Origin of the sequence: Mycobacterium neumannii, from assembly GCF_002245615.1 — a bacterium.
GTDB lineage: Bacteria > Actinomycetota > Actinomycetes > Mycobacteriales > Mycobacteriaceae > Mycobacterium > Mycobacterium neumannii_A.
Genome location: NZ_NKCO01000003.1, coordinates 137,155 through 157,877 on the forward strand (window position 1 = coordinate 137,155; position 20,723 = coordinate 157,877).

Annotated in this window: 20 protein-coding genes; 12 read left to right on the forward strand and 8 right to left on the reverse strand. The window is 65.4% G+C overall.

The genetic code is table 11. From position 1 onward, the window contains the following. Positions 1-34 precede the first annotated feature (34 nt). From CEX88_RS05310 to CEX88_RS05330, 5 genes are all read left to right on the forward strand, one after another. Positions 35-715: a 5-oxoprolinase subunit B family protein gene (locus CEX88_RS05310; protein ID WP_094292670.1), complete on the forward strand. Its 681-nt coding sequence runs from the start codon at positions 35-37 to the stop codon at positions 713-715. Next, a complete protein-coding gene (locus tag CEX88_RS05315; protein WP_094292671.1) occupies positions 712-1,599 on the forward strand; it encodes a 5-oxoprolinase/urea amidolyase family protein in 888 nt (295 codons plus the stop codon). The genes CEX88_RS05310 and CEX88_RS05315 overlap by 4 nt, the downstream gene beginning before the upstream one ends. A 26-nt stretch (positions 1,600-1,625) precedes the next feature. Beyond that, positions 1,626-2,195 carry a GNAT family N-acetyltransferase gene (locus CEX88_RS05320; protein WP_066848005.1) on the forward strand — a complete coding sequence of 190 codons (570 nt, stop codon included), beginning with the start codon at positions 1,626-1,628 and terminating at the stop codon, positions 2,193-2,195. 186 nt (positions 2,196-2,381) lie between these two features. Further along, positions 2,382-3,530: a uroporphyrinogen-III synthase gene (locus CEX88_RS05325; protein ID WP_066848007.1), complete on the forward strand. Its 1,149-nt coding sequence runs from the start codon at positions 2,382-2,384 to the stop codon at positions 3,528-3,530. Beyond that, positions 3,527-4,207 carry a sirohydrochlorin chelatase gene (locus CEX88_RS05330; protein ID WP_094292672.1) on the forward strand — a complete coding sequence of 227 codons (681 nt, stop codon included), beginning with the start codon at positions 3,527-3,529 and terminating at the stop codon, positions 4,205-4,207. Before CEX88_RS05325 ends, CEX88_RS05330 begins: the two co-directional genes overlap by 4 nt. Before the next feature lie 84 nt (positions 4,208-4,291). Here CEX88_RS05330 and nirD read toward each other — a convergent pair whose 3' ends face one another. Then, entirely contained in the window at positions 4,292-4,639 is a 348-nt protein-coding gene (nirD, locus tag CEX88_RS05335; protein WP_094292673.1) for a nitrite reductase small subunit NirD, read from the reverse strand. Next, positions 4,636-7,191 (reverse strand): nitrite reductase large subunit NirB, encoded by a 2,556-nt coding sequence (gene nirB / locus CEX88_RS05340; RefSeq protein ID WP_094292674.1) that lies wholly within the window; start codon positions 7,189-7,191, stop codon positions 4,636-4,638. The genes nirD and nirB overlap by 4 nt, the downstream gene beginning before the upstream one ends. A gap of 210 nt (positions 7,192-7,401) precedes the next feature. On the opposite strand from nirB, the gene CEX88_RS05345 reads away from it, so the two are divergent. Beyond that, on the forward strand, positions 7,402-7,836 hold the full coding sequence (locus CEX88_RS05345) for an Hsp20/alpha crystallin family protein (protein WP_066848014.1): 435 nt from the start codon (positions 7,402-7,404) through the stop codon (positions 7,834-7,836). Between the two features lie 51 nt (positions 7,837-7,887). Here CEX88_RS05345 and CEX88_RS05350 read toward each other — a convergent pair whose 3' ends face one another. Then, the gene (locus tag CEX88_RS05350; RefSeq protein WP_066848017.1) at positions 7,888-8,181 is read right to left on the reverse strand and encodes a hypothetical protein; all 294 of its coding nucleotides are present in this window, start codon (positions 8,179-8,181) and stop codon (positions 7,888-7,890) included. A 10-nt stretch (positions 8,182-8,191) separates the two neighbouring features. Further along, complete coding sequence (locus tag CEX88_RS05355; RefSeq protein WP_094292675.1) at positions 8,192-8,950, reverse strand: isocitrate lyase/PEP mutase family protein; 759 nt, start codon at positions 8,948-8,950, stop codon at positions 8,192-8,194. Positions 8,951-9,062: 112 nt separating this feature from the next. On the opposite strand from CEX88_RS05355, the gene CEX88_RS05360 reads away from it, so the two are divergent. From CEX88_RS05360 to CEX88_RS26010, 5 genes are all read left to right on the forward strand, one after another. Further along, positions 9,063-9,356: a hypothetical protein gene (locus CEX88_RS05360; RefSeq protein WP_066848023.1), complete on the forward strand. Its 294-nt coding sequence runs from the start codon at positions 9,063-9,065 to the stop codon at positions 9,354-9,356. A gap of 45 nt (positions 9,357-9,401) precedes the next feature. Beyond that, positions 9,402-10,241 carry a hypothetical protein gene (locus CEX88_RS05365; RefSeq protein ID WP_064399957.1) on the forward strand — a complete coding sequence of 280 codons (840 nt, stop codon included), beginning with the start codon at positions 9,402-9,404 and terminating at the stop codon, positions 10,239-10,241. A 33-nt stretch (positions 10,242-10,274) separates the two neighbouring features. Next, a complete protein-coding gene (locus tag CEX88_RS05370) occupies positions 10,275-12,191 on the forward strand; it encodes a fumarate reductase/succinate dehydrogenase flavoprotein subunit (RefSeq protein ID WP_066848025.1) in 1,917 nt (638 codons plus the stop codon). Continuing rightward, positions 12,188-12,940: a succinate dehydrogenase/fumarate reductase iron-sulfur subunit gene (locus CEX88_RS05375; protein WP_066848028.1), complete on the forward strand. Its 753-nt coding sequence runs from the start codon at positions 12,188-12,190 to the stop codon at positions 12,938-12,940. Before CEX88_RS05370 ends, CEX88_RS05375 begins: the two co-directional genes overlap by 4 nt. Before the next feature lie 195 nt (positions 12,941-13,135). Continuing rightward, positions 13,136-13,297, forward strand: a complete 162-nt coding sequence (locus CEX88_RS26010; protein WP_094292676.1) for a hypothetical protein — start codon at positions 13,136-13,138, stop codon at positions 13,295-13,297. Between the two features lie 53 nt (positions 13,298-13,350). On the opposite strand, the gene CEX88_RS05385 is transcribed toward CEX88_RS26010, so the two are convergent. Next, positions 13,351-13,839 (reverse strand): flavin reductase family protein, encoded by a 489-nt coding sequence (locus tag CEX88_RS05385; RefSeq protein WP_094292677.1) that lies wholly within the window; start codon positions 13,837-13,839, stop codon positions 13,351-13,353. A 182-nt stretch (positions 13,840-14,021) separates the two neighbouring features. Between CEX88_RS05385 and CEX88_RS05390 the strand changes: the two genes are divergently transcribed. After that, positions 14,022-14,696: a GAP family protein gene (locus CEX88_RS05390; RefSeq protein ID WP_066848032.1), complete on the forward strand. Its 675-nt coding sequence runs from the start codon at positions 14,022-14,024 to the stop codon at positions 14,694-14,696. A gap of 12 nt (positions 14,697-14,708) precedes the next feature. Here CEX88_RS05390 and pe read toward each other — a convergent pair whose 3' ends face one another. From pe to CEX88_RS05405, 3 genes are all read right to left on the reverse strand, one after another. Further along, positions 14,709-15,845 carry an acyltransferase PE gene (gene pe / locus CEX88_RS05395; RefSeq protein WP_066848033.1) on the reverse strand — a complete coding sequence of 379 codons (1,137 nt, stop codon included), beginning with the start codon at positions 15,843-15,845 and terminating at the stop codon, positions 14,709-14,711. A 68-nt stretch (positions 15,846-15,913) separates the two neighbouring features. Then, positions 15,914-17,653 carry an AMP-binding protein gene (locus tag CEX88_RS05400; protein ID WP_094292678.1) on the reverse strand — a complete coding sequence of 580 codons (1,740 nt, stop codon included), beginning with the start codon at positions 17,651-17,653 and terminating at the stop codon, positions 15,914-15,916. 60 nt (positions 17,654-17,713) lie between these two features. Beyond that, positions 17,714-20,722: an MMPL/RND family transporter gene (locus CEX88_RS05405; RefSeq protein WP_094292679.1), complete on the reverse strand. Its 3,009-nt coding sequence runs from the start codon at positions 20,720-20,722 to the stop codon at positions 17,714-17,716. Position 20,723: the final 1 nt, after the last annotated feature.

The window sequence follows — 20,723 nt, forward strand, 5'->3', positions numbered from 1 at the left end:
GTATTGCAAGCTACTCGCGGGTAATTTCGCAGGTATGACCGTGACAGCCGAGATGGAACGTGACGTGCCGGGCGCCGGCGCGATGCCGATCCGCGACTACGGGGATCGGGCGCTGTTGCTCGAGTTCGGCACCACCGCCGAGGTGCTGGCGTGGAACGAGGCGATCCGACGGGCCGACCTGCCCGGCGTCCTCGACATCGTGCCCGCCGCGCGAACCGTGTTGGTCAAGCTCGCCGAGCCCAGATATCAGGCGCCGACGCGACAGCGTCTCGGCGGGTTGCGCATCGACGCCGATCCGGAGGCCGAGCTGACACCGCCCGCCGGCGGCCGCGCCGACCTCACCATCGACGTCGTCTACGACGGTCCCGATCTCGACGAGGTGGCCCGACTGACGGGGCTGACCCGTGACGACGTCGTCGCCGCACACACCGGCAGCCTGTGGCGGGTCGCGTTCGGCGGGTTCGCACCGGGCTTCGCCTATCTCGTCGGCGGTGACCGCAGGCTCGAGGTGCCGCGGCGATCCGAGCCGAGGACCAAGGTGCCTGCCGGCGCCGTGGGTCTGGCGGGTGAGTTCAGCGGTGTCTATCCGCGCGAGTCGCCCGGCGGCTGGCAGCTGATCGGCCGGACCTCCGCGGTGCTGTGGGACATCAACCGAGACAGCCCGGCGCTGCTGACATCGGGCATGTGGGTCCAGTTCCGGGCGGTCGAGTCATGACGACGACGCTGGAGATCCTGCGCTCGGGCCCGTTGGCTCTGGTCGAGGACCTGGGCCGGCCCGGGTTGGCGCATATGGGCGTAGGCCGCTCCGGTGCCGCCGACCGCAGCTCGCACACACTGGCCAACCGGCTGGTGGCCAACCCCGGCGATCGGGCCACCATCGAGGTGACGTTCGGCGGGCTGGCGGCGCGGGTGCACGGTGACGATATCGCGATCGCGGTCACCGGCGCCGACACCGATCCCTCCGTCGACGGAGTGTTGTTCGGCACCAACAGCATTCACTACGCCCGCGACGGTGAGGTGATCTCGCTCGGCGCGCCGCGCGCCGGCCTTCGGACATATCTGGCGGTGCGCGGCGGCATCGACGTCGAACCGGTACTGGGCTCGCGGTCGTATGACGTGATGTCGGCGATCGGTCCGCAGCCGCTGCGGGCGGGCGATGTGCTGCCCGTCGGCGAGCACACCGACGACTTCCCCGAGCTCGACCAGGCTCCCGTCGCGGCCATCGAGGACGACGTGCTCGAGTTGACGGTGGTGCCCGGCCCGCGCGACGACTGGTTCGTCGATCCGGATGTATTGATTCGCACGAACTGGCAGGCGACCAACAAGAGCGACCGCGTGGGCATGCGGTTGGTCGGCGGGCCACTCGAGTACCGCTGGCCGGACCGGCAACTGTCGAGCGAGGGTGCCACGAGGGGCGCAATTCAGGTGCCGCCGAACGGTTTTCCCGTCATTCTCGGGCCGGATCACCCGGTCACGGGCGGGTACCCGGTGATCGGTGTGGTCGCCGACGAGGACATCGACAAGGTTGCTCAGGTGCGACCCGGGCAAACGGTGCGGATGCATTGGTCGCGGCCGCGCCGACCGTTCGGGGACCGTTAGTCTCACCGCGCTGGTAGAAAAGCAGTGTGCATGTTCAGGATCCGTACGCTCCCGTCGTGCGCATCCACAGCGCACGGCTGATCCATACCTCCGACCTCGACCCGGAGACGCGCTCGGACGCCAAGCGCATGGTGATCGACGCCTTCGAAGGCTCGTTCACCGACGTCGACTGGGAGCACTCGCTCGGCGGCATGCACGCGATGATCTTCGACCACGGTGCGCTGATCGCGCATGCGGCAGTGGTGCAGCGGCGGCTGCTGTACCGCAATACCGCGCTGCGGTGCGGTTACGTCGAAGCGGTCGCGGTCCGTGAGGACTGGCGTGGGCAGGGCCTGGCTCGCGCGGTGATGGACGCCGCAGAGCAGGTGATCCGCGGGGCGTATCAGCTCGGGGCCCTCAGCGCGACGGAAGCCGGCAGGCCGATTTACACCGCCCGCGGTTGGCTGCCGTGGCAGGGACCGACGTCGGTGTTGGCACCGGCCGGGTTGACTCGCACTCCCGACGACGACAACGCACTGTTCGTGCTGCCGGTCAGTGTGGAACTCGACACCAGCGCCGAGATCACCTGCGACTGGCGCGACGGCGACGTCTGGTGAGACTCACACCCGCACCGGGTGTGGGGTGAGGGGAATTTCACGGCGGGGTCACCGCGCGGCACGTTGAGGCAATAACGCCTCGTTAACGTCGGGTTTCATGACGTTCTGCAGGCTGCGGGCGGTGTCGACACGCCTCGGAAATGGCCAAGTAATCACTTGGAAACATGCGCTGCTTACACAGGTTCCATGACTGAGCCGGACTGGGCGCCGCTGACCGGATTCCGGGTGGCCGTCACTTCCGCTCGGCGCGCCGACGAGCTGAGTGCACTGCTGCGCCGCCGCGGTGCGACGGTGACGAGCGCGGCGGCGATCCAGATGGTGCCGTTGCCCGACGACGACGAACTGCGTGCCCACACCGAGGGCCTGATCGACGTCCCGCCCGACATCGTGATCGCCACCACCGGCATCGGGTTCCGCGGCTGGGTCGCCGCGGCCGACGGCTGGGGGCTGGCCAACGATCTGACCGCCGCGCTCGCGAAGGCGCGCGTCGTGTCGCGCGGCCCCAAGGCGACCGGTGCGCTGCGCGCCGCCGGGCTGCCCGAGGAGTGGTCCCCCGACTCGGAGTCGTCACGCGAATTGCTGCACTACCTCGTCGAGGGCGGTATCGCCGGGCAGCGGATCGCGGTGCAGTTGCACGGAGCCACCGATGACTGGGACCCGTTTCCCGAGTTCCTCGACGAGTTGCGCGCCGCGGGTGCCGAGGTCGTGCCGATCCGGGTGTACCGGTGGCATCCGGCGCCACACAACGGTGACTTCGACCAACTGGTGGCCGGCATCGCCGACGAGAAGTTCGATGCGGTCAGCTTCACGTCGGCGCCCGCTGTCGCGTCGGTGTTGCTGCGGGCCAAGGAGATGGGCCTGGAGAACCAGGTGATCGCCGCCTTCCGCCGGGACGTGCACGCCATGTGCGTCGGCCCCGTGACCGCCCGCCCGCTGGTTCGGTTGGGTGTACCGACGTCGGCTCCGGAGCGAATGCGATTGGGGGCGTTGGCCCGTCACATCACCGATGAACTGCCGCTGTTGTGCACGCGCACCATTCGGGTGGCCGGGCACCTGCTCGAGATCCGCGGCACGTGCGTCCTGGTCGACGGTGTCGTCAAGCCGGTGTCGCCGGCGGGCATGGCGACGATCCGCGCGCTCGCCCACCGGCCGGGAGCGGTGGTGTCGCGCGCGGACCTGCTGCGGGCTCTGCCCGGCACCGGCACCGACACCCACGCCGTCGAAACCGCCGTCTTGCGGCTGCGAACGGCGTTGGGCGACAAGAACATCGTGTCGACCGTCGTCAAGCGCGGCTACCGCCTGGCCGTCGAGGACAACCTGGTGAGTGCGCCGTGAGCTATCTGCTGGTAGCGCACGGCACGCGTAAACAGAGCGGTGTCGCGCTGATCGGAAACCTCGCCGACCGGGTGTCGACGGTGCTCGGCACCCCGATCCACGTCGCGTTCGTCGACGTTCTCGGCCCGACACCGAGCGAAGTGCTGCAGACGTTGTCCGATCGGACGATCCTCGTGCCGGCATTCCTGGCGCGCGGATATCACGTCAACGTCGACATCCCCGCACACGTCGCGGCCAGTGGGCATCCCGACGTGACCGTGTCCGAGGCGCTCGGACCCAGCCCAGCGTTGACGCGGGTACTCATGGATCGCTTGATCGAGTGCGGCTGGCGGCCGGGCGATTCGGTGGTGCTGGCGGCGGCGGGCACGTCCGATCCCGGTGCATTATCTGATTTGCGCCAGACGTCGGCGTTGTTGTCGGCGGTGATCGGCGAGCGGGTCGAACTGGCGTACGCCGCGACCGGTGAGCCGCGCGTCGCCGACGCGGTGGCAGGGCTGCGTCGCGCTGGTGCGCGGCGGGCGGTCGTGGCCTCTTACCTGTTGGCCGAGGGCCTGTTTCAGGACCGGCTGCGGGCCAGCGGTGCCGACGCGGTCGCCGACCCCTTGGGCACCCATCCCGCGATGGTGCGGCTGATCGCCAACCGGTTCCGCCGCGCCCGCGTTCCGCTGGCAGCCTGACTCACCGCCGCGAAATGGCATTCCAGCAGGCGTTCACTCGAACTTTCGCTGCTGGAATGCAATTTCGCGCAAGACGAGTAAGGGTCAGCCGCGGACCTCGACGTGGCCGTCGGCGGTGAGGCGCGTCGGGTAGACCGGCAGCGAGAACTCGGGATCGTCGAGGCACACGCCGTCATCGATCGCGAAGGCCTGCTTCTTGATCGGTGACTGCACGGTCGGTCGGCCGCCGCGATCGCCGACGAGGCCGCGCGACATCACCGCCGCGCCCGAGAACGGATCAATGTTGCCGACCGCATGCAGCGACCCGTCGTCCAGCCGGAACAGCGCCGCCTGGCTGCCGTCGGCGAGTAACACGCCGACCCCGCGGTTCGGGATCAGGAAGTCGTAGCGGCAGGCTGTCGTCCAGACCTGGATATCGTTGAGAGTTGTCATCTTTGGGGCACCTTCGGCATTCCGATGGGGACGGGCACCTTGCGGCCGGACCGCTCGGTGAACTCGACTGTGGGGTCAGCGACGTCCGGGGCGTTGACGAACGACACGAAGCGCGACAGCTTGTTCGGGTCGTCGAGTACGCCCTTCCATTCGCATGCGTAGCCCTCGACGTGGCGGGCCATCGCGGCCTCGAATTCGGCTGCCAAGCCCAGGGAGTCGTTGCAGACGACATCGCGGAGATGGTCCAGTCCCCCGTCCATCGCCTCCAGCCACGGCGCAGTGCGCTGCAACCGGTCGGCGGTGCGGATGTAGAACATCAGGAACCTGTCGATGTACCGGATCAACGTCTCGTCGTCGAGGTCGCCGGCCAGCAGCTGCGCGTGTCGGGGCGACATGCCGCCGTTGCCGCAGACGTAAAGATTCCAACCTTGTTCGGTGGCGATGACGCCGACGTCTTTGCTCTGCGCCTCCGCGCATTCGCGCGCGCATCCCGACACCGCCATCTTGATCTTGTGTGGTGCGCGAAGCCCGCGGTAGCGCTTCTCGATTTCGACGGCCATGTCGACGGAATCCTGCTGGCCGTAGCGACACCATGTGGAGCCGACACAGCTCTTGACGGTGCGCAACGACTTACCGTAGGCGTGCCCGGACTCCATGCCGCCGTCGACGAGGCGGCGCCAGATCTCGGGAAGCTGGTCGACGCGGGCGCCGAACATGTCGATGCGCTGTCCGCCGGTGATCTTGGTGTACAGGCCGAAGTCCCTGGCGATCTCGCCGATCAGGATCAGCTGCTCCGGTGTGATCTCACCGCCCGGTGACCGTGGCACCACCGAGTAGCTGCCGTTGCGCTGGATGTTGGCCAGGAAGTGGTCGTTGGAGTCCTGCAGCGAGGCCTGCTCCCCGTCGAGGATGTGCTCGCTGCTCGTCGAGGCCAGGATCGACGCAACCACCGGTTTGCAGATGTCGCAACCCTTTCCGGTGCCGAACCTCTCGATCAACCCGGAGAACGTGCGGATCTCGGTGGCGCTGATGATCTCGAACAACTCGGCGCGCGACTGCGAGAAGTGTTCGCACAGCGCCTTGGACTGTTCGACGCCCTCGGCTTCCAGCAGCTGCTTGAGCAGCGGCACGCACGAACCGCAGGAGGTGCCCGCGAGCGTGCACTTCTTCAGGCCGGGCACGTCGGCGCATCCGCCGCTGATGGCCTCCTTCAGGTCACCCTTGGTGACGTTGTTGCAGGAGCAGATCTGCGCGATGTCGGGCAGCGCGCCGACGCCCAAAGCCGGTGCGTCGCCGTCGGAGGCGGGTGCGATCAGCGACAGCGGGTCACCGGGCAGCTCGCTGGCGACCATCGGACGCAGCACACCGTAGGCCGACGCGTCACCGACGAGGATCCCGCCCAACAGGGTCTTGGCGTCATCGGAGAGCACCAGCTTCGCGTAGGTCTGCTTGACCGGGTCGTTGACCACGACGTTCAAGCAGTTGGGCGTATGGCCCTGGGCATCGCCGAAGCTGGCCACGTCGACGCCGAGCAGTTTGAGCTTGGTCGACATGTCGGCTTCCGGGAACTCGGCGGCGCCACCGAGCAGGCGATCGGCCACCACCTCCGCGCTCGTGTAGCCGGGGCCGACGAGCCCGTAGCAGCGGCCCTCGATCGCGGCCACCTCGCCGATGGCGTAGATGTCGGGATCGCTTGTGGCGCAGGATAGGTCGGTCAGCACACCACCGCGCTGGGCGATGTCCAGGCCCGCTTCGCGAGCGAGTTCGTCGCGCGGGCGCACGCCGGCGGCGAACACGATCAGACCGGTGTCGATATGGCTTCCGTCGTTGAGGGACAACCGCACTGAGTCGTCCTGGTCGGATTTGCGCAGCGGCCGGTTGCGCTGTGCCGGCGCGATGGTTTCGGTGCCCACACCGGTGTGCACCTCGATGCCCAGGCTCTTGACCATCCTGCTCAGCAGCGCGCCGCCTGCCTCGTCGAGCTGTGCGGCCATCAGATGGGGCGCCATCTCGACGACGTGGGTCTTCAACCCGAACGCGCGCAGCGCATTCGCCGCTTCCAGGCCGAGCAGGCCACCGCCGATCACCACACCGACGGGCGCCTTCGACGCGAGTGCCGTTTCGGCGCCTGCCCGGATCGCGTCGAGGTCGTCGAGGGTCCGATAGACGTGGCAGGCCGGCAGGTCGCGGCCCGGCACCGGCGGCACGAACGCATACGAGCCGGTCGCCAACACCAAGGCGTCGTACGGAATGCGGAAACCCTCGGCGGTCAGCACCGCCTTGTCCGTCCGGTCGATCCCGGTGACCCGCGTGCCCAGCCGCAGCTCGACCAGCTCGTCATCCGGGTAGTCGTTGCCCGCGAGCGCCAACCGGCTGCGGTCCCAGTGTTCGGTGTACCCGGTGAGCCCGACCCGGTCGTAGGCGGCGTCGGCCTCCTCGGCGAGGATCGTCACCCGCCACTGGCCGTCGGCGTCACGGGACCGCAGCGCCTCGACGAATCGGTGACCGACCATGCCGTGGCCGACCACGACCACCTTTCTTGTTGACCGCATGCCGCCGACGCTAAGCAGCCGATATTGCCGCAATGTCGCCTCGTGTGAAGCAGCGATCACGGTGTGCTCACATCAACCCGCGGCCGCTGTGAGCCCGATGCTGCGGCTTCGCTCGCGGCGAACGACCTAGCGGAATATGAGTGTGGGTGACTCAAGTTTTACTGATTGAGAAACCGGCACAGTGCCGGTTCGACAGCGAGGAGGGCAGACATGAGCACTTTGGCATTACGCACTCGTCCCACGTGGGATCTGGACCGTTGGGTACGCGACTTCTTCGGTCCCGCGACCGCTGAAAGCTGGGCCGCGGGGGCGTTCACCCCCGCCGCGGAAATCGTCAGGGAGGGCGACGACGCGCTCGTCCGCGTCGAGCTTCCGGGCCTCGACGTCGAGAAGGATGTGAACGTCGAGGTCGACCGGGGCTACCTCGTGATCCACGGCGAACGTCGCGACGAGCGGTCCGAAGAGACTGATGGCCGCACGCTTCGCGAGGTGCGGTACGGGTCGTTCCGTCGATCGTTCAAGCTCCCCGAGCACGTCACCGGCCAGGACATCAAGGCCGAGTACGACACCGGTGTGCTGACGGTGCGGATCCCCGACGCCCACAAGGGCCGCCAGACGCAGCGCATCGCGATCGAAAACAAGTAAGCACCTCGATACGGCAGCCGGTGGAACTTCGGTTCCACCGGCTTCGTCGTCTCAACGCTCGGTCGTCGTGGGGGCCGCGGCGGTGGTGGTCGGCGGTGGCTCCGGTGCCCTGATCTCGGTCGTCTCCACGCTCGGCATCGTGTAGCTGGGGGTGGTTGTCGTCGTGGTGGTGTACGACAGCGGAATCGACGTCGCCGCCGGCGGCGGCACCGAAGCGGGCACCCTGGCCGCGTCCGAGGTGCGGACCACCGCGTAGATCAGGATCGCCACCAGGACCGCCGCGACCACGCCCGCAGCCATCACCAGCGACTGGTCGTCCTGCCAGTTCAAATCGTCGTCGGGCACGTCTTTCGTCCTAGACCCAGCGCTGCAACAGTTCCTTGGCCTGTGCCGACAGCGCGCGCTGCAGGAACGGTCCGAAGCTGACTCGCGCCACACCGAGCGGCCCGATCGACGCGGGGTCGTCCTGGTCGGGCAGCCCGATCGCGTTCACCGGCAGAGGTAACTCGGATGTCAAGCGCCGCAACGTGTCCGGATCATGCCGGCCGACGGGGTAGAGCACGTCGGCTCCTGCGGCGGCGGCTTCGGTCAACCGCGCGATCGCGCGATCGACCCGGTCGGACTCGTCGCCGTCCTGGCGCAGGAACAAGTCCGTGCGCGCGTTGATCACCACGTGCACGCCGGTCGCGTCCGCCGCCTCACGCAGCGCGCCGACGAGTTCCGCGTGCTCGGTCGCCGAGCGCAACCGGCCATCCTCGCTGTGCACGGTGTCTTCGATGTTGAACCCGACCCCGCCCGCCTCCAGCAGGCCGTCGATGAGCCGCGCGGGCGGCTGGGCATAGCCGGACTCGAGGTCGACCGAGACCGGCACGTCGACGGCAGCGGTGATCTGCTTGACGCGGGCGATCACGTCGTCGAACGACATGCCCTCCTGGTCCGGTTTACCGACGGAATCGGCCAGCGGATGGCTTCCGACGGTGAGCGCAGCAAATCCTTCGTCGACCGCCAGCCGGGCCGACCAGGCGTCCCAGACGGTTGGCAGGATCACCGGGTTCCCCGGTACGTGTAAGGCCAGCAGGGCCACGGCCCGCTCTTTGAGGACTTGGTCGGGCATCGGGCCGTCTCCTTTTAGTTTGACGTGATCTGTCTCACGGTGCACTGCATGATGGAGCTAGCATCGGGTGTCGTACTGTGATGCCTGACACCCTTCAGCCCAAGGAGGTCAATTGTCCAGCACTACCGAACTTGCCGAGCTGCACGAGCTAATCGGAAGCCTGCGGCGGTGCGTGACATCGTTGGCGTCGAGGTACGGGGACACCCCCGCGACGCGTCGGATCGTCAACGACGCCGAACGCATCCTCAACGACATCGACCGTCTCGACATTGACGCCGAAGAGCTGGAGCTGACCCGAGGCGTGGTGCACCACCACGCCGGAGACCGCATCCCGATCCCGGACACCCAGTACGACACCGATTTCTGGCGCGGCGTCGATGACGAAGGGCTCGGCGGCGTCCGCTGACGCGGACCCCCGGGCACCGGGACAACTCAACACCGAAAGGCAACAGTGAGCGCACCCACCGCCGACCGCAAGGCGACCGGCGTCTTTTCGCCGAGCCGTGCCGAGATTCCGCAACGCACGCTGCGCACCGACCGGTGGTGGCAGTCACCGCTGATCGTGAACCTGGGCTTCGCGGCCTTCCTGATCTACGCCACGGTGCGGGCGTTCATGCAGAAGTGGTACTACGTAGCCGACTACCACTACTTGACGCCGTTCTACTCGCCGTGTCTGGCGAAGTGGAACGCCGCCGAGCAGTCCGGGTGTATCCCGGAGTCCAGCCACTTCGGCCAGTTCCTGCCCGATGTGTGGTGGCTGCCTTACGCGGCGGTGTCGCTGCCGTTCCTGCTGCTGTTCCGCTTGACCTGCTACTACTACCGCGGCGCCTACTACCGGTCGGTGTGGCAGTCGCCGACGGCTTGTGCGGTGCCGGAACCTCGGGCGCACTACACGGGCGAGACGCGGCTGCCGCTGATCATCCAGAACACCCACCGCTACTTCTTCTACATCGCCGTGCTCATCTCGCTGATCAACACCTACGACGCGATCGCGGCGTTCCACTCGCCCTCGGGTTTCGGATTCGGCTTGGGCAACGTGATTCTCGTCGGCAACGTGATCCTGCTGTGGACGTACACGGTGTCGTGCCACTCCTGCCGTCACGTCGCCGGCGGCCGCCTCAAGCACTTCTCCAAACATCCTGTGCGGTACTGGATGTGGACCCAGATCAGCAGGCTCAACGTGCGCCACAAGCAGTATGCGTGGATCACCCTCGGCACGCTGATGCTGACCGACTTCTACATCATGTTGGTGGCCAGCGGTGCCATCTCCGACCTGAGATTCATTGGCTGAGCGCCTAATTCAATCGGTAGTGAGGTTTTCTTAATGGCGGAACTGGAACGGCACTCCTACGACGTCGTCGTGATCGGCGCCGGCGGTGCGGGTTTACGCGCGGTCATCGAGGCGCGCGAACGCGGCCTGAAGGTCGCGGTGATCACGAAGTCGTTGTTCGGCAAGGCCCATACGGTGATGGCCGAGGGCGGCTGCGCCGCGGCGATGGGCAACGCGAACCCGAAGGACAACTGGCAGGTCCACTTCAAGGACACCATGCGCGGCGGGAAGTTCCTCAACAACTGGCGCATGGCCGAGTTGCACGCCAAGGAAGCCCCGGATCGGGTGTGGGAGCTGGAGACCTACGGCGCGCTCTTCGACCGCACCAAGGACGGAAAGATCAGCCAGCGCAACTTCGGTGGGCACACCTATCCGCGGCTGGCGCACGTCGGTGACCGCACCGGCCTGGAGATCATCCGCACCCTGCAGCAGAAGATCGTTTCCTTGCAGCAGGAAGACAAAGAGGAGTTCGGCGACTACGAGGCGCGCATTCGGGTCTTCCACGAGTGCACGGTCACCGACCTCATCAAGGACGGCGATCGGATCGCGGGCGCGTTCGGCTACTACCGCGAAGGCGGCAACTTCGTCCTGTTCGAGACGCCGGCCGTGGTGTTGGCGACCGGTGGAATCGGCAAGTCCTACAAGGTGACGTCGAACTCATGGGAGTACACCGGCGACGGCCACGCGCTGGCACTGCGGGCGGGCGCGACTCTGATCAACATGGAGTTCGTCCAGTTCCACCCCACCGGCATGGTCTGGCCGCCCAGCGTCAAGGGCATCCTCGTCACCGAGGGTGTGCGCGGCGACGGCGGAGTGCTGAAGAACTCCGATGGCAAGCGCTTCATGTTCGACTACATCCCGGCGGTGTTCAAAGGCCAGTACGCCGAGAGCATGGAGGAAGCCGACCAGTGGCTCAAGGACAACGACTCCGCGCGGCGCACCCCTGACCTGCTGCCCCGCGACGAGGTGGCCCGTGCGATCAACTCCGAGGTGAAGGCCGAGCGCGGCACCCCGCACGGCGGCGTCTACCTCGACATCGCGTCGCGGCTGCCGGCCGAGGAGATCAAGCGGCGGCTGCCGTCGATGTACCACCAGTTCATGGAGCTGGCCGAGGTCGACATCACCAAAGAGCCCATGGAAGTCGGGCCGACGTGCCACTACGTCATGGGCGGCATCGAGGTCGACCCGGACACGGGTGCGGCCAAGACGCCGGGACTGTTCGCCGCGGGTGAGTGTTCGGGCGGCATGCACGGCTCGAACCGGCTGGGTGGCAACTCGCTGTCGGACCTGTTGGTGTTCGGCAGGCGCGCCGGCATGGGCGCGGCCGACTACGTGCGCGCGCTCGGTGAGCGCCCGACGGTATCCGACGCGGCGGTCGAGGAATCGACCAAGTTGGCGCTGCATCCGTTCGAGGGCCCGTCCAACGGCGACAACGCCGAGAACCCGTACACCCTGCAGCTGGACCTGCAGGACACGATGAACAGCCTGGTCGGCATCATCCGTAAATCCGACGAGATCACCGAGGCCATCGACAAGCTCAAGGAGCTGCGCGAGCGGTACAAGCGGGTTCGGGTCGAGGGTGGCCGACATTTCAACCCGGGTTGGCACCTGGCCATCGACCTGCGCAACATGATCCTGGTCAGCGAGTGCATCGCCAAGGCCGCGCTGGAGCGCACCGAAAGCCGCGGCGGGCACACCCGCGACGACTATCCGTCGATGGAATCCGAGTGGCGCAAGACGCTGCTGGTGTGCCGCGCCGAAGGTGAGACCGTGGTTCCCGACATCGACATCACCAGGCAGGACCAGGTGCCGATGCGCGACGACCTGCTGGAGCTGATCGACATCGAAGAGTTGGAGAAGTACTTCACCCCCGAAGAACTCGCCAACCACTCGTCTAGGAGAGACGCATGAGCTACCAGGCAAAGATGCGAGTGTGGCGTGGCGACGACAACGCCGGCGCGCTGCAGGACTACTCGGTTGAGGTCAACGAGGGTGAGGTGGTGCTCGACATCATCCACCGGCTGCAGCAGACCCAGACCGGCGACCTGGCCGTGCGCTGGAACTGCAAGGCAGGCAAGTGCGGATCCTGCTCGGCGGAGATCAACGGCAGGCCCCGTCTGCTGTGTATGACGCGGATGTCGACCTTCGCCGAAAACGAGGTCATCACCGTGACTCCCCTGCGCACCTTTCCGGTGATCCGCGATCTGGTGACCGACGTGTCGTTCAACTATCAGAAGGCCAGGGAGATCCCGGCGTTCACGCCGCCGAAGGACCTGCAGCCCGGCGAATACCGAATGGCGCAGGAGGACGTCAACCGGTCACAGGAGTTCCGCAAGTGCATCGAGTGCTTCCTGTGCCAGAACGTCTGCCACGTGATCCGCGATCATGAGGAGAACAAAGAGGCGTTCGCCGGCCCGCGGTACCTGATGCGTCAGGCCGAACTCGACATGCATCCGCTCGACGTGCACGAGCGGCGCGCCGAGGATGCGCAGGAAGTGCACGGTCTGGGCTATTGCAACATCACCAAGTGCTGCACCGAGGTCTGCCCCGAACACATCAAGATCACCGACAATGCGCTGATCCCGATGAAGGAGCGGGCCGCCGACCGCAAGTACGACCCGGTGGTGTGGCTCGGCGACAAGCTTTTCCGGCGACGGTAGGAGCCGGAACAAACAGCTTGAGCCGGCGACGGTAGAGCCGGGAACTTCACTGACGGGTTGATCGCATGCACGAGGTACTTGCGATCAACCCGTTAAGGCTCTCCGCCGTGCAGCGGGGCGACGGCAGGCCGTTGACGGGCACGATTCCGCAGGTACCCTGCGGGTAGCGGCCAATCAACGACGAAAGGTTGCATCGTGGCACTTCGACACCCGCATAGCATCAACGACATTCGCACCGCGATCCGCGAGCTCAGCACCCGCGCGGTCCTCGCCCGCAAGGAAGGCCGAGCCGCCGACGCGGACGAGCTGGAGCGACGGGTGGCCGGGTATCGCGAGGAGCTCAGCGCGCGGCCCTGATCCGACGGCTTTGGTGCATCACCGATCGCTGAGCGACCGGTAGCGCACCCAGATCAGCCGTTGCCGAGGCGGCGGAACGTACTGCGGTGGAACACGATCGGCGCGACGTCGGCATGCACGGTGATGTCGCAGACCCGAAGGATCACGATCGTGTGATCGCCGGCGGGGACGAGTTGCTCGATCACGCTTTCCAGCCATACCGCGGTGCCGTCGATGAAGACCGCGCCGGATTCTCGCGACACGGTGTGCAGGCCGGCGAAACGATCACCGGTCTTGGCGGCCAGCGTCCGCGCGGCTTCGTCGTGTGCTTCGCCGAGCACACTGATCCCCAGTGACGGGACTTCCTTGAGCCTGGGCCACGTCTCGGAGGTGTTCTGGACGCAGAACGACACCAGCGGCGGGTCGAGCGAGACCGGAACGAAGGTGCTCGCGGCCAGTCCGATACGGGTGCCTTCCATCTCCGCGGCGATCGCGATGACACCGGACGGGAAGTGCCCGAACGCTTCGCGAAGTGTCGCCGGGCTCAGATCAGTTGCGCTCATATCCCGTCCATCTTCACACGCGACCGCACGCGGCGGCCACGTCCGGCCCGCTGACCGGACCGCGATACGTCGTGGACGCGGCACCTGGTGACGGTCGGAATCGGCGTGACGGCAACCGGTAACGTGACGCCCATGCTCGAGCCGCCAGCGGATGACCGGTAGGTCGGGGAATCGACGAACATATGTGGATACCGCTCCTCTTGATGGCACTTGCGGTCAGTCTGGAGCCGTTCCGCGTCGGCATGACGGTCGTGATGCTCAATCGCCCACGGCCTGCACTCCACTTACTCGCGTTTATCATCGGCGGTTTCGTCATGGGCATCTCAGTCGGCGCCATCGTGCTGTTCGTGCTGCGCCCACCGCTTGCCTCCGGAAATTCGACGCTTCCATGGGTGCAGATCGTTGTGGGCGCGGTCGTTCTGATCAACGCTGCGTTGGTGTACACGGGGATCGTTGGACGTTCCGGTGGCATCGCGTCCCCCGGCCCCCTGACTCGGATGTCGGCGCACCTTGCGGCACGGGCTCGACGACTGCTGGACAGCCGGTCGCTGTGGACAGCGGGCGTCGCGGGCCTCGGCATCGCCCTGCCGTCGGTCGATTACCTGGCAGCGCTGGCACTTATCGTCGCCTCCGGAACTGCGGCGACAATCCAGTTCGGTGCACTAATCCTGTTCAACGTGGTGGCATTCGCGCTCGTAGAGATTCCGCTGCTGTGCTACCTGGTGGCCCCGGACCGCACGCGCGCGACACTGTCCGCGCTCTACGACTGGGTGCGGGAGCAAGGCCGACGCGGAGTCTCTCTGCTGTTGGTGGCCGTGGGAGGCGTGCTGCTTGCTGTAGGCTTCGCCGGCCTGTAACGGGGGCAGCGGCTAAGGGGCGTTCTTCAAGACGTATTGCATCCCGGCCAGCATCTGCGAGAGCGGATCAGCGGCGCCGCCAAAGGCGGCCTGGGTCGCAGGCGCCGTGACGGCCGCAGGGTCGTAACCGTTACCCGGAGCCACGGTGATGGGCGCGGTCAGCGGATTGTCGGCTCGCGAGTATCCCGCATCCACGTAAGGCTGCAGCACCGCATCGAGCTTGAGCAGCGTCTCTTCGGGGACCCCGACGTATTTGAACGGCAGAACCAACGGAAGGTGCTCCTCGGGGATGAAGTAGGTGGTTGTCTTCGCGCCCCGTGAGTTGACAGTCGTTCGGATGTTCTGCGGCGGCACCATGCTCGGTTTGGTGAACGCCACCGAGGTGTGACCGGACGCGAGGCCAGCAAGCGCATTGATGATTGACATCCAGTTGTCCGGCCGGTCCGGCCAGTCGGCGATGCTGTCATACGCGGTGACGAACTGATAGGTGTCGTACTGGCTCTCCACGGGCGGCGGGACCCGATAGTCGAGGAACGGCGTCAGGGTCCCCACCGGGAACGAACGCGTCAGAAAGCTCTCACCGAACGCGTGCCGCGCCACCGGGTCGCCGTACATCGCGAAGCTCAACTGATCCGGGGGCGGGGCGGCAGGGTCGTACGCGAGTCGCGCCTGGACCTCATTGAGCACCATTGCGCCCTCGGATAACCCAAGGACTGTGCCGGGCCCGCCCTCCCGGATCGCATTGATGACGTTCGGCGCTCCTACGTCGACCGATTCCGCGACGCTGGGGCCGTCAAGACCCGCTCCGGGCATGATTTCGTCGTCAAGTCGACCGATGCCCGGGAACAGTCGTTCCAGGGTGTGACCCTGCACCTGTCCGGAGGGATAGTCGACGATCTGACGGTCCAGTCCCGGAAACCAGTCCGCGCCGGTACGCATGATGTATTCGTCATAGGGGATGCCCAGTACGCGGGCGCCGCCAAGGGCGTAACCCTTCCCTGGGGTTCCCTTAGGCAGGGGAACGTTCGCCGGGTTGTCAGGTGTAGGCGGTACGAACGGCGGTTCGTCGGCTATAGCGATGCCGATTCCGAAACAACCTGTCGTGCCGATCGTGGCGAGCGTGACGCCGAGTGCGAGAAGTCGTTTCATGGCTTTCTGATACGCCTCCGCCCTATTCGGCTTCAGTGCGATGCACCTTACTCCAGTCATCGGCTTCCTCAGGCGTCCAATCGATGGAATTCATTGCGTCGATACTGCTCGGCGCACGCAGAGCGACGGATCTTGCCGCTCGTCGTCGTAGGAATGTCCCCGGGAGCCACCAAGACGAGGTCTGCCACGCTGAGACCGTGCGTATTCGATATTGCGGCAGTGACATCGCTCTTGACGGCGTTCAGCGAGCGCTTCGCCGTATCGTCGAGCTCACCCGGGGTCTTGACCTCGACGACGGTGACGAGTTTTTCGGTACTGCCCAAGGGAACCGATATCGCCGCGGCGCGACCGCGAGTGATCTCTTGAATTGTCGCTTCAATATCCTCGGGGTAATAGTTGCGACCACGGATGATTAGCAGATCCTTGATGCGGCCGACGATGAACAACTCGCCCTCGTAGGCGAAGCCGAGGTCTCCAGTGCGCAGCCATGGTCCGTCCGGCGTGCCAGGTGATGGGTCGACAAGGGTTGCGCCGAAGCAGCTCTGCTCCCCAACCGATTTGCGCCAGTAGCCCTCGGCGACGTTTTCTCCGTGAACCCAGATCTCCCCGACCACGTCCGCCGCACACTCCTGGTGCGTCTGGACGTCGACGATCCGTATCGACGGGGATTGGGGCATCCGATACTTCACCAGCCCCGTCCCTTCCCCGGATCCGCAGGGTTGAACGCGGCCAACACCCAGCGCCTCCGCGTCGAAGTGAGCCGCGGGCGACGATTCACTCCACGTGCCCGTCGCGACGAAGACCGTCGCCTCGGCCAACCCGTACGCAGGGCGCATCATGTGGTCGCGGAAATTGAAATGCGCGAATCGATCGACGAAGCGATGCAAGGTCGCCGGTTCCACCCGTTCCGCGCCGCTGATGATGCCCACCACCCCGCCAAGGTCGAGTCCATTCAAATCTTCGTCAGACGTCTTGCGCGCGGCTAGGTCGAAGGCGAAGTTGGGTGCCGATGACCACGCGTGCGGGTTTTCGGCCAGCGCACGCATCCATCGGGCCGGTCTTTCCAGGAACGCAACGGGGCTCATCAGCGCAGCGCGACGACCGCACAAAATCGGGGCACAGACTCCCAACACCAGACCCATGTCGTGGTAGAACGGCAGCCACGACACGAGCGTGGCGTCCTGTGGGAGTGGAGAGTCCGCAAAAAAGCTCTTCATCAGCTGCTCGAAATTCACGGTGAGATTGCGATGCGAAACCATGACTCCCGTCGGTAGCCGGGTCGAGCCCGAGCTGTACTGCAAATACGCAACGGAGGGCCACTCGTCCGGCGCAACACTTACGTCGTTCTCGGCTTCGATGTTCAGTGCATCGATCTCGATGATCTGCGGTGCGGCCTTCTCGCGAGCCGCATTCACGAAATCGCGGACGTGGTCTCCAGACGCTGAAGTCGTGAGGACGACCGACGGCTCAGTGTCGGCAAGTACCGCTCTAACTCTCTCGTGACCGGAACCGGGGTGCGGCAAGGGGAGCGGCACCGCCATCAGTCCAGCCTGCATGGACCCCAGGAATGCCAGGATGTACTCGAGACTCTGCGGGGCCAGGATCACGGCCCTGTCGCCGGGCGAGCCATGGCGCCGAATTTCGTGTGCCACGTTCGTTGTTCGTCGTGCCAGTTGCGACCAAGTGACACTCTGGGCAACCGCCGAGGCGTCGATGTAATCAGTGAACGTGAATGCGATTTCATCGGGTCGCAGGCTGGCTCGTCCGTGCAGCATCGACAGAATCGATGACTGGGTCGTGGTAGTCACAATCCTGGCTGCTCCGTTTGTTGTTTCAATATCTGACCTGTGGCGCTGGGCCAGCGTCTGCTAGGTGACCTCGGCCGGCATCCGCGTGTTCGACGATGACGGCCGAATCCGTGAGGGCCACCAGTTCGCCTTCCCAATCAGCGCGGCGACGGCAGGAACCGTGATAGTGCGAACCACGAAGGTGTCTAGCAAGATCCCCACGCCGATCACGAAACCACCCTGGACCACGGTGCCGATACTGGAAAACAGAAGCCCGGCCATTGAGGCGGCGAAAATCAGGCCCGCCGCGGTGATTACACCACCAGTCGAGCTCAAGGTGCGAATGACGCCAAAACGCACGCTGTGGGGCGATTCGTCCCGCAGACGCGACACGAAGAGCATGTTGTAATCGGCGCCCACTGCGACCAGCACCACGAACGCCAGCGGAGGCACGCTCCAATGCAACTCCTCGTCGAGAATCACTTGGAACGTCAAGACGCCGAGACCGATCGCTGCGAAGTAGGAGACCACGACCGAAGCGACGAGATAAAGCGGAGCGACGATCGAACGCAAGAGCACGATTAACGTCAGCATGACGACGATGAGTGCCATGACGATGATGAATCGGATGTCGTTCTGGTAGTAGTCGCGCGTGTCCCGCAGAGCGGTGGGAAATCCGCCCATCGATATCGACGCGTCTGCGAGGGCAGTGTTGGGCTGAGCCCCGCGGGCGATGTCATTGATCGTCTTGACCTGATCCATCGCCTCAGAACTGAACGGGTTGAGTTTGGTCTGCACCAAATACCTCACCGAGCGGCCGTCTGGCGAGACGAAAGCCTCGGCGGCTTTCCTGAACTCCACTGAGTCCAGCACCTGGGGCGGGATATTGAACCCTGCCATCGACGAGTCTGCCGCGTCGTGCCGCATCGTCATCAAGAAAGCCGATGCCTGGTCGAGGCCTGTAGCCACCAGCTTGACCTGCTTGACAAGTTCGTCGACTCCGTCGGCCACTTGCTGGCTTCCCCCGGCCAGGCGGGCGGCACCCTTCTGCAGATCGGACAGACCTTCTTCAATACCACCCGGTTTGTCCAGCCCCATTTCACTGACCGCCTCGCCGACGGCGGTGAGCGCGCCGTTGAGCTTGTTCATCGTGGCCTTGAAGGCCTGCTCGTTCTCGACGCTCTGCAATTCGCCCGCGAGCTGATTGATCTCATTCCGGCTTCCGTCGTTATTTTCATCTACCACGCGCTGGAACTGGGCACGGGTGGCTCTGCAAGACGGATCGGCATCGCAGACCGCGTTGCCATCGAGCGCAAACAGGACGGGACCCATCCAGGCGAACATGTCCTCGACGGCGGCGAATCTCATGCCCGAGGCGGTTCCGAGCTTGTTGAGGCTGTCGATGAGCTGCGCTGCGATTTCGACGTACCGCACTAAGGTGTCGCCGCTGTACTGAGTTTTCACCGACGAGACCGTTTCCAGCAGACTCTTGATACTCGGCGCGATTGAATCGATCTGTGCACGAACGTCGACCAGGGAGTCGGCCAGCGTGTTGGCGCCGGTTGCCAGTTCGTCCAAGTCGTCTGTGCGCTGCCCGATCTGGGCGGAGCCCGCGGACAACCGGTCACCGACGAGTCCCGCCTGGAATGTCGCCCGGAACTCCCTGGGTACCTCTCCCAGCGGTCGTGTGACACCGCTGACCACAGAGACATCGGGCAGTTGCGCGATGCGCGACGCCATTTGCTCCAAGTCCGCGAGGGCACGTGGTGTGCGTAGATCGTGCGGGGACTGAATGAGTATGTATTGCGGGATTGATTGGCTGATCGGGAAATGACGTTCCAGTGCCGCGTATCCGACCGAGCTCGCCGCTGACGCCGCCACGGCTTCGCGATCGTCATAGTTGAACCGCGCGGACATTGCGAAGCTGGCCAGAAGAATCAAGACGAGCAGACTCACAACAAGGTGCGGCACGGGTCGGCGCACTATCCGTATACCCGAGCGTCGCCAGAACTGCGCCGTCAGTTCGCGCCTCGGTCTAACCCACCCACGCGGTCCGGCGATCATCAAGATTGCCGGCAGCAGGGTTATTGCGGCTAGGAAAGCGATGCCGATCCCTATCGCCGACGAGACCCCTATCGTCTTGAACACGCCCATTTGAGTGAAGCTCATCAGCAGAAAGGTGATGCCTACAGTGGCGGCAGATGCGGTGATCACCTTGCCGATCGAGACCAGCGCGGCTGTGACCGCTCGCTCGATATCGACACCTGTCCGGAGATAGTCGTGGAAGCGGCTGATGAGGAATACTGCGTAATCGGTTCCGGCACCCGCCATGATCGCGCTGAGGAAGACGATGGACTGGTTCGAGACACCCGAACCTGTCAGCTCGGAAAAACCGGCTACGACGGCCTGCGCGATAAGTATCGACGAGCCAATGGTGACCAATGGCAGCAACATGGTGACCAAGCTGCGGTACACCAACAACAACACGGTAAGGACCAGGACAGCGATCGCGATCTCGATCGGCAGGCGATCGTGCTGGCCGGCGACGGTGAGGTCGGCGACTGTAGCTGCGGGACCGGTGACGTAGACGGTGAGGGCTCCGGTCACGTCCTTTCCGCCGACGTTATGCCTGATGACGTCGGACACCCGATTGAATGACTCGAAGCCCCGCGGTGTCCCCAGCTCGCCCTCCAGGCTGACTGGCAGTACCCAGGTCGTCTTGTCTTCGCTCGTCAGAAAAGGGCGCAGCTGTGGCGTGCTCAGGAAATCCTGCACCGATACGACGTCGGTGACGTCGTCGCGCAGCGCATCCACCACCTTGCGGTAGGTGGTTTCGTTGGCAGGCACCAGCCCGGCTTCGTTGATGAATGCGATCACTAAGAGGTTGTCCGAGCCCGACTCGTCGAAAGCCTCTGCCATCCTTTTGGCGGTGACGCTCGACGGTGCATCGTCGGGCAAGATGACGAGCGGGTGTTTCTCGGCCATCTCATCGAGGGATGGGAGTGCCAGCGGCAGCGCCAACGCCATCGCGAGCCAGACCCCGATCACCACCCAGGGCCACCGCACGACGAGATGGGCTAACCGCCGCATA

Excerpts from the sequence above, each read along its gene's own strand:
- nirB (WP_094292674.1), bottom strand. The coding sequence starts at position 7,191 with ATGCGGTCAACAAGAAAGGTGGTCGTGGTCGGCCACGGCATGGTCGGT.
- CEX88_RS05390 (WP_066848032.1), top strand. The coding sequence starts at position 14,022 with ATGTGGATACCGCTCCTCTTGATGGCACTTGCGGTCAGTCTGGAGCCG.
- CEX88_RS05345 (WP_066848014.1), top strand. The coding sequence starts at position 7,402 with ATGAGCACTTTGGCATTACGCACTCGTCCCACGTGGGATCTGGACCGT.
- CEX88_RS05405 (WP_094292679.1), bottom strand. The coding sequence starts at position 20,722 with ATGCGGCGGTTAGCCCATCTCGTCGTGCGGTGGCCCTGGGTGGTGATC.
- nirD (WP_094292673.1), bottom strand. The coding sequence starts at position 4,639 with ATGACAACTCTCAACGATATCCAGGTCTGGACGACAGCCTGCCGCTAC.
- CEX88_RS05370 (WP_066848025.1), top strand. The coding sequence starts at position 10,275 with ATGGCGGAACTGGAACGGCACTCCTACGACGTCGTCGTGATCGGCGCC.
- CEX88_RS05310 (WP_094292670.1), top strand. The coding sequence starts at position 35 with ATGACCGTGACAGCCGAGATGGAACGTGACGTGCCGGGCGCCGGCGCG.
- pe (WP_066848033.1), bottom strand. The coding sequence starts at position 15,845 with ATGAAACGACTTCTCGCACTCGGCGTCACGCTCGCCACGATCGGCACG.
- CEX88_RS05315 (WP_094292671.1), top strand. The coding sequence starts at position 712 with ATGACGACGACGCTGGAGATCCTGCGCTCGGGCCCGTTGGCTCTGGTC.
- CEX88_RS05355 (WP_094292675.1), bottom strand. The coding sequence starts at position 8,950 with ATGCCCGACCAAGTCCTCAAAGAGCGGGCCGTGGCCCTGCTGGCCTTA.
- CEX88_RS05375 (WP_066848028.1), top strand. The coding sequence starts at position 12,188 with ATGAGCTACCAGGCAAAGATGCGAGTGTGGCGTGGCGACGACAACGCC.
- CEX88_RS05385 (WP_094292677.1), bottom strand. The coding sequence starts at position 13,839 with ATGAGCGCAACTGATCTGAGCCCGGCGACACTTCGCGAAGCGTTCGGG.
- CEX88_RS05325 (WP_066848007.1), top strand. The coding sequence starts at position 2,382 with ATGACTGAGCCGGACTGGGCGCCGCTGACCGGATTCCGGGTGGCCGTC.